Origin of the sequence: Streptomyces sp. WZ.A104 (assembly GCF_002382885.1) — a bacterium.
In the GTDB taxonomy this organism is placed as follows: domain Bacteria; phylum Actinomycetota; class Actinomycetes; order Streptomycetales; family Streptomycetaceae; genus Streptomyces.
Genome location: NZ_NWVL01000018.1, coordinates 96,864 through 112,434 on the forward strand (window position 1 = coordinate 96,864; position 15,571 = coordinate 112,434).

General features: G+C 72.3%; 15 protein-coding genes, 1 tRNA gene and 3 pseudogenes. 12 read left to right on the top strand and 7 right to left on the bottom strand.

Annotation, left to right across the window (positions count from 1 at the left end; genetic code table 11):
* The first annotated feature begins 287 nt into the window (after positions 1-287).
* The 3 genes from CIB93_RS12680 to CIB93_RS12690 are packed head-to-tail and all read left to right on the top strand — an operon-like array spanning position 288 to position 3,008.
* Entirely contained in the window at positions 288-1,250 is a 963-nt protein-coding gene (locus CIB93_RS12680) for an ABC transporter substrate-binding protein (protein WP_096626893.1), read from the top strand.
* A gap of 28 nt (positions 1,251-1,278) precedes the next feature.
* On the top strand, positions 1,279-2,247 hold the full coding sequence (locus CIB93_RS12685; RefSeq protein WP_096626894.1) for an amino acid ABC transporter permease: 969 nt from the start codon (positions 1,279-1,281) through the stop codon (positions 2,245-2,247).
* Positions 2,244-3,008 carry an amino acid ABC transporter ATP-binding protein gene (locus CIB93_RS12690; RefSeq protein WP_096626895.1) on the top strand — a complete coding sequence of 255 codons (765 nt, stop codon included), beginning with the start codon at positions 2,244-2,246 and terminating at the stop codon, positions 3,006-3,008. Before CIB93_RS12685 ends, CIB93_RS12690 begins: the two co-directional genes overlap by 4 nt.
* 67 nt (positions 3,009-3,075) lie before the next feature.
* Here the strand turns inward: CIB93_RS12690 and CIB93_RS12695 are convergent, their stop codons facing one another.
* Positions 3,076-3,849, bottom strand: a complete 774-nt coding sequence (locus CIB93_RS12695) for a class I SAM-dependent methyltransferase (RefSeq protein ID WP_096626896.1) — start codon at positions 3,847-3,849, stop codon at positions 3,076-3,078.
* 132 nt (positions 3,850-3,981) lie between these two features.
* Between CIB93_RS12695 and CIB93_RS12700 the strand changes: the two genes are divergently transcribed.
* Positions 3,982-4,602 carry an ABATE domain-containing protein gene (locus CIB93_RS12700; RefSeq protein WP_096626897.1) on the top strand — a complete coding sequence of 207 codons (621 nt, stop codon included), beginning with the start codon at positions 3,982-3,984 and terminating at the stop codon, positions 4,600-4,602.
* Here the strand turns inward: CIB93_RS12700 and sodX are convergent.
* Complete coding sequence (gene sodX / locus CIB93_RS12705; protein ID WP_096626898.1) at positions 4,515-5,006, bottom strand: nickel-type superoxide dismutase maturation protease; 492 nt, start codon at positions 5,004-5,006, stop codon at positions 4,515-4,517. The genes CIB93_RS12700 and sodX overlap by 88 nt on opposite strands.
* A 121-nt stretch (positions 5,007-5,127) precedes the next feature.
* On the opposite strand from sodX, the gene sodN reads away from it, so the two are divergent.
* The gene (gene sodN, locus CIB93_RS12710; protein ID WP_096626899.1) at positions 5,128-5,523 is read left to right on the top strand and encodes a superoxide dismutase, Ni; all 396 of its coding nucleotides are present in this window, start codon (positions 5,128-5,130) and stop codon (positions 5,521-5,523) included.
* Position 5,524: 1 nt separating this feature from the next.
* On the opposite strand, the pseudogene CIB93_RS39415 reads toward sodN, so the two are convergent.
* Positions 5,525-5,671, bottom strand: a pseudogene (locus tag CIB93_RS39415) (site-specific integrase); the annotation flags it as partial.
* A gap of 31 nt (positions 5,672-5,702) precedes the next feature.
* Positions 5,703-6,128, bottom strand: coding sequence for a hypothetical protein (locus CIB93_RS12720; protein WP_096626900.1), 426 nt, complete (start codon positions 6,126-6,128; stop codon positions 5,703-5,705).
* Positions 6,129-6,573: 445 nt separating this feature from the next.
* On the opposite strand from CIB93_RS12720, the gene CIB93_RS12725 reads away from it, so the two are divergent.
* Positions 6,574-6,647, top strand: a tRNA-Ala gene (locus CIB93_RS12725).
* Positions 6,648-6,761: 114 nt separating this feature from the next.
* Here the strand turns inward: CIB93_RS12725 and CIB93_RS12730 are convergent.
* Positions 6,762-7,046: pseudogene (locus CIB93_RS12730) on the bottom strand (saccharopine dehydrogenase); the annotation flags it as partial.
* Positions 7,047-7,501: 455 nt separating this feature from the next.
* Between CIB93_RS12730 and CIB93_RS12735 the strand changes: the two are divergent.
* Genes CIB93_RS12735 through CIB93_RS12760 form a run of 6 tightly spaced genes read left to right on the top strand, consistent with a single transcriptional unit; the run spans position 7,502 to position 14,213 of the window.
* Positions 7,502-8,470, top strand: coding sequence for an alpha/beta hydrolase (locus CIB93_RS12735; protein WP_096626901.1), 969 nt, complete (start codon positions 7,502-7,504; stop codon positions 8,468-8,470).
* Positions 8,463-9,647 carry an acyltransferase gene (locus CIB93_RS12740; protein WP_096626902.1) on the top strand — a complete coding sequence of 395 codons (1,185 nt, stop codon included), beginning with the start codon at positions 8,463-8,465 and terminating at the stop codon, positions 9,645-9,647. The genes CIB93_RS12735 and CIB93_RS12740 overlap by 8 nt, the downstream gene beginning before the upstream one ends.
* A 28-nt stretch (positions 9,648-9,675) precedes the next feature.
* Positions 9,676-11,037, top strand: a complete 1,362-nt coding sequence (locus tag CIB93_RS12745) for a sensor histidine kinase (protein ID WP_096626903.1) — start codon at positions 9,676-9,678, stop codon at positions 11,035-11,037.
* Positions 11,034-11,708, top strand: a complete 675-nt coding sequence (locus CIB93_RS12750) for a response regulator transcription factor (protein WP_096626904.1) — start codon at positions 11,034-11,036, stop codon at positions 11,706-11,708. The genes CIB93_RS12745 and CIB93_RS12750 overlap by 4 nt, the downstream gene beginning before the upstream one ends.
* Positions 11,709-11,751: 43 nt before the next feature.
* Positions 11,752-13,014 (top strand): DUF1266 domain-containing protein, encoded by a 1,263-nt coding sequence (locus tag CIB93_RS12755; RefSeq protein WP_373558743.1) that lies wholly within the window; start codon positions 11,752-11,754, stop codon positions 13,012-13,014.
* Entirely contained in the window at positions 13,011-14,213 is a 1,203-nt protein-coding gene (locus tag CIB93_RS12760) for a DUF1266 domain-containing protein (protein WP_096626906.1), read from the top strand. Before CIB93_RS12755 ends, CIB93_RS12760 begins: the two co-directional genes overlap by 4 nt.
* Positions 14,214-14,237: 24 nt before the next feature.
* Here CIB93_RS12760 and CIB93_RS12765 read toward each other — a convergent pair whose 3' ends face one another.
* Together CIB93_RS12765 and CIB93_RS37875 are read right to left on the bottom strand one after the other, a co-directional pair.
* Entirely contained in the window at positions 14,238-15,119 is an 882-nt protein-coding gene (locus CIB93_RS12765) for an SDR family oxidoreductase (protein WP_096626907.1), read from the bottom strand.
* A 132-nt stretch (positions 15,120-15,251) separates the two neighbouring features.
* Positions 15,252-15,571, bottom strand: a pseudogene (locus CIB93_RS37875) (peptidase); the annotation flags it as partial.

Consider the following 15,571-nt stretch of genomic DNA (forward strand, 5'->3'; position numbering starts at 1 on the left):
TAGTCGAATATCTGGACAAGTCGGCAAACCGGTATAAATGCCGTCCACCAGTCGAGACGTACCGAAGATTCTCCCGTGCGGAGACCGAACCCCCGCAGAAGGTCCGGGCATGACGTACCGGCCGTTGATGTTCGGGGGTCGCCCGTTATCCGATTTTGACATGACGAGACCCCTGAACGGGCCAGTCCGAATGGCAGGATGCCGTCATCACACAAGGTGGCGACACCCGAAGGTGCGTGCCAAGCCGCCCATCAGCACCTCACCCTCACCTGCCGGAGGATCCCGAAATGACCGCAAGCACCACGCGTCGTACGACCGCCAGGACCCGGATCGCGGCGGTCGGCGCCATCGCGGTCGCCGGCTCCCTGCTGCTCACCGCCTGTGGCGACCAGACCGACAGCTCCTCCCAGGAGAGCGGCAGCGGCAAGGAGACCAAGAGCGGCGCGCCGCTCTTCGAGAAGCTGCCGGAGAAGTACCAGAAGTCCGGTGTGATCAAGGTCGGCACGAATGCCGAATACGCCCCGATGGAGTTCGTCGAGAACGGAAAGATCGTGGGCGTGGACCCCGATCTCGCCGAGGCCCTCGGCAAGCAGCTCGGGGTGAAGTTCGAGTTCACCTCCGGTTCCTTCGAGGGCCTGATCACCGCCCTGAACACCGGGCGCCACGACATCGCGATGTCGTCGATCACCGACAACAAGCAGCGCCAGGAGGGCCTGGACGAGTCGGGCAAGAAGCTGGGCAAGGGCGTCGACTTCGTCGACTACTTCCTCGCCGGTACCGCCGTGTACACGAAGAAGGGCAACCCCGAGGGCATCAACTCCATCGAGGACCTCTGCGGGAAGACCGCCGCCGTGCAGCGCGCCACCACGTACGAGAAGGCTCTCAAGACGCAGTCGAAGGCCTGCACGGACGCCGGCGAGAAGGCCATCAAGATCCAGGCCTTCGAGAACGACACCGAGGCCCAGACCCGGGTCAAGGCCGGTGGCGCGGTCGCCGGGGTCAACGACTACCCGGTCGCGGTGGACCTGGCCCGCAAGGCCGACGGCGGCAAGGCGTTCGAGGTCGTGGGCGAGCAGGTCGACGCCGGCCCGTTCGGCATCGCCGTCAACAAGGACAACACGGGGCTGCGCGACGCCCTGAAGGAGGCCGTCGACGCGATCATCGCCGACGGTTCGTACCAGAAGGTGCTCGACAAGTGGGGCGCCGGCACGGGAGCGATCGACAAGGCCGCCATCAACGGCGGCAAGTGACCGGACGCTTCACCGAAGGGCAGTCACGATGACTGACAAGCTCGACAAGGCACCCGTCGGCTCACCGGCCGGCCAGGTGCCCGTCTCCGGGGCCGCCACCACGGCCCCGGAGTACATCAAGGCCATTCCCGTCCGCCATGTCGGCCGCTGGATCAGCGGCGTCGTGGTCATCGGCCTCCTCGTCACCCTCGGGTACGCCTTCTCCCAGGGCAACATCCAGTGGCACGCCGTGGGCGACAAGCTGTTCGACAGCACCGTCGTCGCCGGTGCGGGCCGCACCCTGCTGATCAGCGTCCTCGCGATGGTGCTCGGCGTGATCCTCGGCGTCGTGCTGGCCGTGATGCGGCTCTCCAAGAACCCGGTCACCAGCTGGGTGGCCTGGCTGTACATCTGGTTCTTCCGGGGCACCCCGGTCTACGTACAGCTGCTGCTCTGGTTCAACCTGGCGCTGATCTTCCCGGTCCTGAACATCCCGTTCATCTACAAGGACGAGATGACGGACGTCATGACCCCGTTCATGTGCGCCCTGCTGGGGCTCGCCCTGAACGAGGCCGCCTACATGGCGGAGATCTGCCGCGCCGGCATCCAGTCGGTCGACGAGGGCCAGACCGAGGCGTCGCACGCCCTCGGCATGACCCAGGCGAAGACCATGCGCCGCGTGGTCCTGCCGCAGGCGCTGCGGGTGATCATCCCGCCGACCGGCAACGAGTTCATCAACATGCTGAAGACCTCCTCGCTGGTCTACGCGGTCACGTACAACGAGCTGCTCCGCTCCACCTCGCAGATCGGCTCCACGTCGTACGCGGTGATGGAGATGCTGTTCGTCGCGTCCATCTGGTACATCGTGATGACCAGCGTGTTCAGCGTCGGCCAGTACTACCTGGAGCGCCGCTACGCCCGAGGCTCGCTGCGCTCGCTGCCGCTCACGCCGTTCCAGCGCATCAAGGCGAACCTCGCCTCGTTCAGCAACCGGCCCTCCGGAGGTGTCTCCGCATGACCACCCCCATGGTGAAGGCCGAGGGCGTCCACAAGTCCTTCGGCGCCGCCCACATCCTCAAGGGCATCGACCTGGAGGTCGCCCCGCGTGAGGTGTTCTGCCTCGTCGGCCCGTCCGGCTCCGGCAAGTCGACCTTCCTGCGGTGCATCAACCACCTGGAGCAGATCAACGCCGGCCGGCTCTCGGTCGACGGCGAGCTGGTCGGCTACCGGCAGAAGGGCGACAAGCTCTACGAGCTCAGGGACAGCGAGGTCGCCCTCCAGCGGCGGGACATCGGCATGGTCTTCCAGCGCTTCAACCTGTTCCCGCACATGACGGCCATCGAGAACGTCATGGAGGCTCCGGTCCAGGTCAAGGGCGAGGCCAGGGCCGTGGCCCGCGCCCGTGCCGAGAAGCTGCTGGACCGGGTGGGCCTCGCCGACAAGACGAAGAACTACCCCTCCCAGCTCTCCGGCGGCCAGCAGCAGCGCGTGGCCATCGCCCGCGCGCTGGCGATGGAGCCGAAGCTGATGCTCTTCGACGAGCCGACCTCGGCCCTCGACCCGGAGCTGGTGGGCGACGTCCTGGACGTCATGCGCGGCCTGGCCGAGGACGGCATGACGATGATCGTCGTCACCCACGAGATGGGCTTCGCCCGCGAGGTGGGCGACGCGCTGGTCTTCATGGACGACGGTGTGGTGGTCGAGTCGGGCCACCCGCGCGACGTCCTGACCAACCCGCAGCACGACCGGACGAAGTCGTTCCTGTCGAAGGTGCTGTAGTCGGCTGCAGCGAGGAGGGCGGTACGGACACGGGTCCGTACCGCCCTCCCGCTCGTTCCGCGCCCGCCTACTTCACAGCGAGTACGAGGCTGTCCGACGGCGACGCCCACACCGCCCGGGCCTCCCCGAAGCCGGAGGCGAGCAGGGTGCGGGCGTGCCAGTCGGCGGACGGCATGTCGCCGTCCGCGTGCTCGCCGTAGATCTTGAAGCGCTCGGCGGTGGGGGCGGCGAGGACCGGGTCCTTCGCGGCGACGGCCCACCACTCGGCCCAGTCCAGTGCGCCGCCGGCCTTGGCGCGGTCCATCGCGGCGTGGCGGTGGGCGCGTTCGGCGGCGTTGATCCGGGGGGTCGCCGGGTCGATGGTGCGGTCGGCGTTCATGAAGACCCCGCCGTCCCGGACGAGCCCGCCGAGCTGCCCGTAGAGCGTGGCGAGCGGCTCACTGTGGAGCCAGTGCAGGGCGGTGGCGGTGAGGACGGCGTCGTACGAGGTGTGGGGCAGCCGGGTGGTCCAGTCCGGGTCCTTGAGGTCGGCGGTGACGAAGGCGACCCGGCCGTCGCCCTCGAAGGTGCCGCGGGCGATGGCCAGGAGCGCGGGGTCGAGATCGACGCCGGTGCTCGTGGCGCCCGGGAACCGCTTGAGGAGCCGGTCCGTAATACTTCCCGTACCGCACGCGAGGTCCAGCACCCGCGGTTCCGGTCCGACGACCGCCTCGACCATGTCCAGCATCACCCGGAACCGCTCCTCGCGGTCGGGCATGTACCACTCCTGCTGCCGGTCCCAGCTCTCCTGCCAGGACCGCCAGTCGGTGCCCGTAGCCGTCTCCGTCACGTCAGCCTCCATGTCGTACCCGTTCGCGTAACACCGGTACGCAGTACCCGTTACGCCCCGCCCGTTGCGTAATACCTGTTCGCAAACACCGACCATTACACTGGTCGACGCCCCGACTCTAGACCGACGCCGTAAGGACTACAAGTGGAACTGGCCTCTTACTCGGACTATGCCGTGCGCCTGGTCAACACCGAAGAGCCGGCCCGCAACAAGGACACGCTCACCTCCGTCGAGGCGGTCCGGGAGCTGTTCGGTGACAGCCGGCAGGCGGCACGGCGGGCGACGGACTCGGACGTGACCCGGTTCCGTTCCGTACGGGCACGGCTGCGCGCGGTCTTCGAGGCGGCCGACGACGGCGAGGAGACGCTCGCGGTCGACCTGCTCAACTCGTTGCTGCTGGACTTCCCGGTGAGCCCGCAGATCTCCGGGCACGACTTCCGGGACGAGGACGGCAGGCCGGACTGGCACATGCACCTGGCCGACCACCCGTCGAACGCGACCGCCGGATACGCGGCCATCGCGGCGATGGGCCTCGCCTTCCACCTCACCGGGCACGGGGTGGACCGGCTCGGCCTGTGCGAGGCGCTCCCCTGCCGCAACGCCTACCTGGACACCTCCACCAACCGGTCCCGGCGCTACTGCTCGGACCGCTGCGCGACCCGGGCGAACGTGGCCGCCTACCGCGCCCGCAAGCGCGAGGAGGCGGAGCGCACCGGCCGCAGCGCGGAGAGCGCCCAGCCCACCACCGCGGTCACCGACCGCTGACCCTTCGTCAGGGGCCGGTAGCGGGCCCGCACCCGGGCGAGGACCAGCTCCGCGGGAACGACCCCGTAATCCGTGCTGTCCCCGCCCGCGAAGGTGTTGTCGCCGCGCACCCACCAGCCGCCGGGCCGCCGCTCGGTGGCGCGCTTGACCACGAGCAGGTCCTGCTGGAAGGGGTGCCGCAGGATCACCACGTCACCCGGGCGCACGGGCACCCCGTACTGCACCAGCAGCAGGTCCCCGTGGTAGAGCGTGGGAACCATCGAGGGCCCCGTCACCTCCACCACCCGCAACGGCCGCCGCCCGGCCCGCCCGCCTCCGGACACCCGTCCCCGCTCCGGCACCTCTGCCACCTCCCGGTCCTCCTCCGGCACACCGTCCCGCGTACCGCGTTCCGCTCCGTACATTCGGCCGACGGCCCGGTTCCCGCCCCGGACTTTTGACCTAAGCCCCTGGGGCAGCCACGGAAAGCGGCGCTCCACGGAGTAATGTCCCACCTGAGAAGACGATCACGAGGAGGACAGCTCCATGCTTTCCCGCCTGTTTGCCCCCAAGGTGAAGGTCAGCGCCCACTGCGACCTGCCCTGCGGCGTGTACGACCCGGCCCAGGCCCGCATCGAGGCCGAGTCGGTCAAGGCCGTCCAGGAGAAGTACCAGGCCAACGAGGACGCGGACTTCCGCACCCGCGCGGTCCTGATCAAGGAGCAGCGCGCCGAGCTCGCGAAGCACCACGTCTCGGTGCTCTGGAGCGACTACTTCAAGCCCCCGCACTTCGAGAAGTTCCCGGAGCTGCACCAGCTGATCAACGACACCCTGAAGGCGCTCTCCGCGGCGAAGGGCTCGAACGACCCGAAGACGGGTCAGAAGGCTCTGGACCTGATCGCCGAGGTCGACAGGATCTTCTGGGAGACCAAGAAGGCTTGATCTACGGATAGGCCGTCTGACCTGCTGTTTCACTGGCCAGACGGCCTATCGACCCGCACCCGGTCCGCAGGCCGCCGAGAACGGCGTCCCTCACGGACCGGGTGCGGTCTTCTTCTCCCGGCCAGAGGTGCGCGTAGATCCGTAGGGAAGAAGCGCGCGGACGCCGGACTCCGATCCGTTCACGCGGAGACCCGCTCCTTCCTGTGGAAGATCGCAGAAGCGATCCGGAACAGAGCAAGGGCGAGAGCGCTGACGCTGAGGACAGCGAGAACGATGATCGTCGGGTTCACCCATGCGGGCACGAGACTGACGTGCTCGTTGCATGCGTTGGCCAGCGGGAAGAAGGAGCTGCCGTCCGCTCCCGTGCGGTCACGCCATGCCTGGTCGTAGTTGGTGTTGTGGGTGAACTCGCACGCTTCACGAACGTCCAGCCCTCCTGCGAAGACGCCGAACCCCCACACCACGGCCGTGAAGCCGCCGGCGGTCAGGGCGGCACCGACGAGCGCGATGGGCCGCTTGTGCCACTGTCGTCCAACGCCGCGAACCAGCATCAGCAACCCTGCCGGGATGGACAGGACGAGTGCCGCGAAGACGAGGTTGAACATTGGTCCCGTGCTTTCATGAAGTGGGCTGTCCGACGAGTGGCCAAGTAGGCGAAGCGCCTCTGACCAGCAAGAACGAGGACTAGCGAGGCCCCTGCTCCTGTCGCCGTCGGAGGCACTTCCCAGGCGAAGAAGCGTATCGGGCGCTCTCCCCGCGTCCATGTTCAGGGCAACGGCCGGGCGGTGGTCGCCTCCGGCCGGTGCTGTGCTCCTGGTTGGTCGAGACCGCTCGCAAAGCCGGTCGCCTCCGACCCGGCGGTCTCCCGTCTCATCGGCACCTTCGCGGCGGCCGGGCGAAGGCCCCGCACGCGATCCGGGCCGCGCGGGCCGGCATGCGCGAGTTCGGGCTCCGGCACAGCTTCTGTGAAGCCGTCACGCCCAGTGGTCCGCCGCCCGCGGATATTCGGGGCAGCGGAGCGCCGGGGCTCGTATGATCCCTGGCAGGGATGGGGCTCGTAGCGCAGTGGTTGTCGCGCCTTCACCGCATGTGGGAGGACGCCGGTTCGAATCCGGCCAGCCTCATCCTGCCTCTTCTGCGACAGCTTTCTTCGACGTCTGGAAGCATCCCGGCCGTTGCCCGGAGTGCTCAGTCACAGACGTCGCGCCAGATCCCGAACTCGTGAACGAAGAGCCGGGTCAGGCGTTCTGCTTCCGCGGGTGCAGGTCGACCGCGATGTGCGGTTCCAGCGAACACAGGAAGTCCGAGGCGTCGAAGATCTCGCCTGCGGAGGCGACACCGGCCGACTTGGTGCGTCCGGCCAGGACGCGTTCGAGAGCCTCGGCGACGAGGGGCGCGGTGACGGCGTAGATGTCCCGGCCGCCCGCCGTGGCCCGGCGTTCGGCTTCGCCGGAGCGGACGACGACGTCGACGAGGAAGGCCTGGTCCGAGCGCCCGCTCTCGTCGGCGGCGGTCGGGATGGGCACCGCCACGACCCTGCACCGCCACGACCCTGCGCCGCCATTTCCACCGCGGCGTCGGCGTCCCGCCCGACACCTACCGCCGCACCCTTCGGCCCTGAGGGCGTAGTTCCGGGGCCGTTCCGGCCGGGGGCGCCGTCGCCGTGCTGGACACGTTCGGCGTCGGTCGGGCGCATGTGGTGGGGATGTCGGCGCCCTCCCCCGCCGGGTGCACACCCCGCTCGCCGCCGCGATCCTGGAGCACACCTCCCGAAGCCGACCCCGCCGCGCCCGCGCCACGCGGAACGGCCCCGCCGTGCCATGGCGGAACGGGAGCTGACCCCACTACGCCCGCCCCGCGTCATACCTGAGAGCTACGCCGAAGATCCACTCCACAGCGGGACTTCAACTACCGCACCCCGCCCATAACTTCTGTACCGGAATCACACAATGTCCCTGGTACGGAAGGACCTCGCCCCATGGCGGACCGCCCGCGCAGACCCCGTCTGCGCCGCACCCTGCTCGCCGCACTGGTCACCTTCGCGGTGGCCGTACCGGTCTCCGGTGCGGCCCGGCCCGCCGCCGTGCCCGCCCCCGCGCCGACCGCGCTCGGGCCGTTGCGGGACGCGGGCCCGGCGGCGCTGGCGGAGCGGTACGCGGTCGGACGGCAGGACATCCTGGCCGCCGAGCGGGCGGCGGTGGGGCACGGCGACCTGAAGCGGGCGGCCACCCTGCGCGCGATGGCCTCGCCGGGGCGGCAGTTCCTCTCGTTCGACGGGCGCGACGGGGGGCGGAGCGTGGAGGTCGTCGGGGAGCTGGCCGCGGCTCGGCGCGTCGCCGTGCTGGTGCCGGGAGCGGGCGTCAGTCTCGACGCGTACGGGCGGCTGCGGCGCGGGGCGGTGGCGCTCCAGCGGGAGTTGGGGGACGGCGGGGCGGTCCTCGCCTGGCTGGGGTACCGCACGCCCGCCACCGTTAGCCCCGCCTCGGTGACCGACGGGCGGGCCGCCGAGGCCGCGCCGGGGCTGCGGGCGCTGGTGGACCGGCTGGCCGCGGTGCTGCCGGGTGCCCGGATCACGCTGCTCTGTCACTCCTACGGTTCGGTGGTCTGCGCCCGGGCCGCCTCGGGCACGGCCGCCGATGCCCTGGTGCTGTACGGCAGCCCCGGGGTCGGGAGCGAGGACGCGGACTCCCTGGGCACCGGTGCTCGGGTGTGGGCGGGGCGGGGCGGCGCCGACTGGATCGCCCGGGTGCCCCATGTGCGGGTGCGGGTGCCGTTCGTCGGGGCGGTGGGGTTCGGGACCGATCCGGTGGCGGAACGGTTCGGGGCGGAGGTGTTCGACGCGGGCGGCGGGGGCCACAGCGACTATCTGCTGCCCGGGTCGCGGGCCCTGACGAACCTCGGCAGGATCGTCTCCGGCCGCGCCCCGCTGGAGGCCCCCGATGCGTGAGGCGGTGCGTCGGCTCGTCGCGCGGGTCGACGCCGCCACTCCGCCCGGCCGGGACCGCGGGATCGACGCCCTGCGGGCACTGGCCGTCCTCGGTGTGGTGGGCGGGCACTGGCTGGTGACCGCGCTGGTCGCCGACAGCGGTACCGTACGCGGCGCGAGCCCGCTGACTCATCTGCCGCAGCTCGTCCCGGTCTCCTGGGTGTTCCAGACCCTCGCCGTGTTCTTCCTGGTGGGCGGGCAGGTGGCGGCCGGGAGTTGGGCCTCGGCCCAGGAGCGGGGTGTGCCGTACGGGCGGTGGGTCGGCGGCCGTCTGGTGCGGCTGTTCCGGCCGGTGGCGGCGGTGCTGGTGGTGTGGTCCCTCGCGGCGGGCGCGATGCTCGCCTCGGGGGTCGGTGAGCCCACCGTGCTGGCGCTGGCCAAGCTGGTCTGGTCGCCGCTGTGGTTCCTGCTGGTATTCGCCGCCCTGACCGCGCTGACCCCGCTGGTGGCGCGGCTGCACCCGGCGTGGCCGCTCGCGGTGGTGCTCCACGTCGACCTCGTACGCCTCGGGCTCGGCGGGCCGCGGGAGCTGGGATGGGTCAACGTGGTGGCGGGCTGGCTGGTGCCGTACTGCCTGGGGGCGCTGGTGGCGCGGGGCGGACTGCGCGGCCTGACGAGCCGTTGGGCGCTGCTGCTCGGCGGGGCGGCGGCGGCCGCGGTCCTCGTCCGGTGGGCGGGCTACCCGGCCTCCATGGTCGGGGTGCCCGGCGGCGCGCTCTCCAATCTGGACCCGCCGAGCCTCGCCGCCGTCACCTTCGGCCTCGCCCAGTGCGGGGCGGCCGTGCTGCTGCTCGGGCCGCTGCGCCGGGCTCTGCGCAGGCCCCCGGTCTGGGCCGCGGTGGCGGTGGTGAACCTGTCGGCGATGACCGTCTTCCTCTGGCACCAGACCGCGATGATCGTCGTCACTGCGAGCGCGCTGCTGGCCGCCGGTGAGCCGCTGCCGGGGCTGCACACCGTGCCCGACGGCACCGGCTGGGTGCTCGCCCGGCTGCTCTGGCTGCCGGTGTTCGCGCTGGCGCTGCTGGTGTGCTGGGCGGCGTTCCGGGGTTACGAACAGGTCGGGCGGCGTACGGGCGGGGGCTCCCTCCTCGTACGGGAGTCCTGCCCCGGGCGGAAGGCGGAGGTGCGTCGTGCCTAGTCTGAGGGCTAGTGGAGCCGAGGGGGCGGTGGGGGCGGTGACGTCATCGGGGGCGGTGCGCCTGCGGGCTGCGGTGCGCCGGGCGCCGCGCGCCCTGTACGAGGACCTGTGGGCTGCGCCCGCCGACCGGGTGCCGCGCATGGGAGAGCCCGGATCGCCGGTGTGGCGGCCGGTGTTCCTGGTACTGCTGGTGATCGTCGCGGTCTGCGTCACGGTGATCCGTACCGTCGAACTCACCCCGCACGGTGCCGCGGTCAGCGCCTTGGCGGTGCTGGTGGCCGCCGCACAGTCCGCGGCGCTGGTGGCCGGAATGATCCGTCCGGTGGGTGCCTGGTGGGCGGCGACCGCGCTGGCGGTCGTGGCGGTGCTGGTCACCGTGGCCGCCGCTCCTCCGGACCACCTGTACCCCTGGCTCAAGGGGCTCCCCGTGAATCCCGCGGCCCTGTATCCCACCCCCTTCGCAGCAGCGGCGCTACAGGGCGGCGCCCTGTTCCTGCTGGCGCTGCGGGTCCGGCCCCGCCGCGCGGTGGCGGCGCTGGCCCTCTCGCTGGCGACGGCGCTGTTCGTCGCCCTGCGCACGCCGCCGCTGCCGCATGTGAGCCCGGCCGCGGCCGCGCTCGTGTGCACCACCGCCCTGGTCCTCGGCACCGCACTGCGCAGCCTGCGCCTGGCCCGTAAGGACCTCGTCGTCCAGGCCGAGCTGACCGCCGAGGAGCGGGCCCGGCGCACCCTCCTGGAGGAGCGCAACCGGATCGCCCGCGAGCTGCACGACGTGGTCGCCCACCACATGTCGGTGATCTCCATCCAGGCGCAGGTCGCCCCGCATCTGGTGGAGGACCCGTCCGACGAGCTCAAGGAGAACCTCACCGGCATCCGTGAGAACGCCCTCGAAGCCCTCACCGAGCTGCGCCGGGTGCTGGGCGTCCTGCGCTCGGAGGACGCCCCCGCGCGCGACGCCTCCCGGCACGCCCCGCAGCCGGGCCTCGACGGGCTCGACGGCCTCCTCGCCACCGTGCGCTCCACCGGTCTGGCCGTCACCCTCACCACCACCGGCGAACCCCGCCCCCTCCCTCCCGGCGTCGAGCTGTCCGCGTACCGCATCGTGCAGGAGGCCCTGAGCAACGTGATGCGTCACGCGCCCGGGGCGAGCGCCCGGGTGGAGATCGGCCACCGCACGACCGGGCTGACCGTACGGGTCACCAACACCCCGCCGGACCGCCCGGCCGCCCCCTCGCCCGGCACCCGCCACGGTCTGCTCGGGATGCGCGAGCGCACCGCGATGCTCGGCGGCGACCTGGCCACCGGGCCCGCACCCGACGGGGGTTGGGAAGTCACCGCGGTCCTGCCCACCGCCCCCACCACGACCGCCACCACCGAGGACGCCCCATGACGACGCCCATCCGTGCCGTGATCGCCGACGACCAGGTGATGGTCCGCCAGGGCTTCACGGTGCTGCTCGACGCCGAGCCGGACATCGAGGTCGTCGGCCAGGCCGTCAACGGTCTGGACGCCGTGGCCAAGGTCGCCGAACTCGCCCCGGACGTCGTCCTGATGGACATCCGGATGCCGGAGCTGGGCGGCATCGAGGCGACCCGGCGGATCACCGCCGCCGAGGGCTCGACGGTGAAGGTGCTCGTCCTGACGACCTTCGATCTCGACGAGTACGTGTACGAGGCGCTGCGCGCGGGCGCCTCCGGCTTCCTGCTCAAGGACGCCTCCGCCGACGAACTCGCCCAGGCCGTACGGGTGGTGGCGGCCGGCGACGCCCTGCTCTCGCCGAACATCACCAAGCGGCTGATCGTGGAGTTCTCCCGGACGGCGGAGGCCCCGCGCCCGCCGCTCAAGGCGCGCATCGGGGATCTGACGGAGCGCGAGACGGAGGTACTGGCGCTGATCGCGGGCGGCCTGTCGAACGCCGAGATAGCCCGGGAGCTGACCGTCGCCGAGCAGACGGTGAAGACCCATGTGGGCCGCATCCTGGTCAAGTTGGGCGTCCGCGACCGGACCCAGGCGGCGGTGTTCGCGTACGAGTCGGGGCTGGTGCGCCCGTCCGGCCGCTGACCACTCGGGGCCGGCGCGCGGCCCGTTTCATAGGATCGCCTCCGTGACGACGGGGAACGCGGCAGAGACAGAGGGCGGCCGGGCGGTTGCGCCCGCGCACGAGGCGTACCGGCCGCATCCACCGTCGTACGCGGGGACTCCTCCCCCTCCGCCGGCGTCCCCGCCCCCCGCTCCGCCCACCGAGGCCGAACGCGAGCTGTCCGCGGCCGTCGCGGGCGGCAGTGCGGAGGCCGTCCTCGACGTGCTCGCGCGCACCCGGCTGTACGTGCTCGTCCCCCGGCTGCACGCGGACATCCCGGACTGGACGCCCCCGCTGCCCACGTTCCGCGACGAGGCGACCCGGCGGATCTGCGTACCGGTCCTGACCCCGGGGATGCTGCCGCCCTGGCATCCGGAGTGGGTGTTCCGGGAGGTGGGGCTCGGAGAGCTCGCCCGGATCTGGCCGTACGACGCCCGCCGCCTCGCCGTGAACCACGGCACCCCGTACACCGCGCTGGTCGCCGCCGGTCACCGTCGGCTGCGGGGCTGGCACCAGGCGGACGAGCGTTCGGGCGGGCCCCGGCAGGGCGTCCTGGTCACCGACGGCGGCGGACCGCTGCACGGGCCGCTCGCCCACGGCCTGGCGCTGGGCGCCCATCTCGCCGTGTCCAACGGCCTCGTGTGGAACCGGCTGGGCGCGGTGTACCAGGACTACGCCGCGGACCGGGCCAGACTCCGCAGGCCCTGGGGCATCCCGCACCGGGCCGAGTTCCGCGACCGGCTGGGCTCCCTGATGAAGAACCAGCTGGTGGGGCGCGTCCAGGAGGCCGTCCTGCGCACCCGGCACACCCTGGCGGCCCGGCTGGGCCGCACGCCCGGCCGGGAGGAGTGGTCGCAGGCGGTGGACCGGGCGCTCGCGGCGCGTGACGGCCACGACCGGGCGGAGGCGCAGCGGGCGCTGAACCGGTTCGTACGGTACGAGGAGCGGTTCCGGGCCGACGGGGTCCTTGCCCCGGACGGCCGGGTCGACACCCTCGCCGCCTTCGATCTGGGGCGCGCGGTCAACGTCGTACGGCTCGCGCTGGGCGCCCGCTACACCGAGCCGCAGGAGGCCGGGCAGGACGTGCTGCGGCTCGGCGCTCTCGCCCGGGAGGCCTACCGCTCCTGGGACGCCTTCTCCCTCGGCTATCTGCTGGCCCGGCTGGTGCACGGTGATGACGAGGACGGCACGCCCGGCGAGGAGCGGACGTACCGGGAGGCGCTCGCCCAGCACCGCGTCCTGACCGAGGACCCCACCAGCCCCTACCGGAACATCCCCTGGTCATGAGCCCGATCCACCCGAACCGTCCCACCGCGCCCCCGGCTGCCCCGGCCCCCTGGACGCCCGCCCCCTGGGTCCCGCCCTCCGAGACCGAGCAGCTCCTCCACGAGGCGGCGCTCCGCGGCGACCCGCGGGCCCAGCTGGCGGCGCTGGCGGGGGCCGAGCTGTACATCCCCGCCCCGCGCGCCGAGGCGGACGCCAAGCCGGACACCATCACCTGGCGTGCGCACCACGACCCGGCGGGCTTCGTCTGCCGGCCGGTGCTCACCCGGGGCATGCTGCCCGCCTGGCATCCGGACTGGGTCTTCCACGGGGTGTCGCTGCGCTGGGCCGCCGAGTTCGGCTGGTCCGACCCGCGCGTGTTCCTCGGGGTCAACGTGGGGACGCCCGGGCAGCTGCTGCTGCCGACGTCCCCGACGGATCTGGCGCTGTGGCAGCGCGCGTACGCGGAGAACGACCGCCTCCGGGAGAACCGGCTGCTCGCGCTGCGCCACGGCGCGCTGCACGGACCGCTGGCATACGGGCTGGCCTGCGGGGCGCATCTCGCGATCGGGAACGCGGTGCCGTGGAACGAGGTCGGCACGGTCTACCGCGAGTACACCACCGAGCGCGATCAGCTGCGCGACTCCTGGGGCATCACCGGCCACGCGGAGTGGCGCGAGCAGCTGGACGCCCTGCTGGATGCCCGTAACAGCCCGCCGGAACCGGACTTCGTGCTGCGCACCCGCGACCAGCTGGCGTCCGCGCTGGGCGAGCTGCCGTCGGCCGATCTGTGGCGGGAGACGGCCGCCGGCCACGCCCAGGACCTGGGGGCCGCCGCCGACGTGGTGAAGGGCATCGAGAACCTCGTACGCCGGATCATGCGCTACGAGGCCCGGTTCCGCGCGGACGGGCTGCTGCCGCCCGACGGCCGGGTGCGTACGACGGTCGCCTACGACTACGGGCGGGCGGTGAACCTGGCGCGCTGGGGGCTGTCCGCGCGCTACTGCACCCCGGCGGACGCGGAGGCGGCGATCGTCCACGCGGGGGCGCTGAGCAAGTCGGCCCACCTCTCCTGGGAGGAGTTCTCGGCGGGGTACGCGCTGGGGCGGGTGCTGCGGTTCGACGAGGAGGAGTACGGCCCGTTCTACGAACAGAACGTCCTCGCCCACCGGCTGCTGGCGGAGAGCGAGGGCAGTCCGTGGCGCCACATCCCGTGGCGGTGAGCCCGGGCCGTGCGGCCGGTCCGCTCAGTCGGCGGGCAGCAGGTGGCGGTAGCTGTCCGGGTTCTCCACCAGGTATTGCGCGAAGCTCTTGGCCGGGTGGCCGGTGAGCAGGGGCACGGCGTCCGACACGGCGGCCAGTTCGCCGCGCGCGATCGCCTCGTACGAGGTGACCCACCCGGCCACCTCCCAGTCCTCGGCCCCGTAGCCGGCCCGGGAGGCGTAGGCCTCCTCGCGGGTCTCGGGGACGTAGGTGACGGTACGTCCGGTGGCCCGGCTCAGCTCCTCGGCGGCCTCGGCGAGGGTGAACGCCTCGGGTCCGGTGAGGTCATAGGTCCTGCCGTCGTAGGTGGTGCCCTCGTCGAGCAGCACCGCGGCCGCCGCGTCCGCGATGTCCTCGTGGGCGACGGCCGCGACCCGCCCGTCGCCGCCCGGTCCGCGCAGCACGCCGTCGGCCCCCGTCATCGCGGGCAGCCCCGCCAGATACCAGTTGTCGCGCAGGAAGGTGTGGCGGACCTCGGCCGTTCGGATGTGGGCCTCGGTGTCCCAGTGGTCGCGGGCGAAGGTGAACGTGGCGTCGGGCGCGGCACCTTGGAAGGACACGTAGACGATCCGTTCCACGCCCACCGCCACGGCCGCGTCGATCGCCGTGGTGTGCTCGCGCACCCGGTAGGGGCTCTCGTGCGCGGAGACCAGGAACAGGGTGTGCGCCCCGTCGAGGGCCCGGCGCATGGCCTCCGCGTCTCCGTATGCGGCGGCGGGCGCGCGGTCCGCGCCGGGCAGGTCGGGCAGGCGGGCCGGGTCACGGCCGAGGAGCCGTACGGGTACGCCGGTGCGGGCGAGGCGCCGGGCGACCCGGCCGCCGACGGCTCCGCTCGCTCCGGTCACGGCGGTCAGGGGGCCGATCACTGGGGTTCGTCTTCCTCTCGTCGCGTTCCGTCGCGCGGGTCCGGCGGCCGGGACTCAGTGGTCCCGGCCGCCGGACCCGTTCCCGTACAGCGGCCGGCGGCGGCTGCTGAACGGGGGGCTGGGCGAGTGCTGCTAGTACGTGCGGCGGCGTGCCCTGCGCGTGGCCACCAGGACCGTTCCACCGGCGGCCACGAGCGCTGCCGCGATGGACCCGATGATCCATTCACCGCCACGGGAGCCGGTGTCGGGAAGCTTGCCCGGGTGGCTCGGCGAGTGGGTGGGGTGCGGGGTGTGGTGCGTGGGGGTGGGCGTCGGGTCGGTGGGGGAGGGAGTGGGGTCCGTCGGGGTCGGCGTCGGGTCCGTCGGCGTCGGGGTGGGGTCCGTCGGAGTCGGCGTCGGATCGGTCGGGGTCGGCGTCGGGTCCGTCGGCGTGGGAGTCGGGTCGGTCGGCG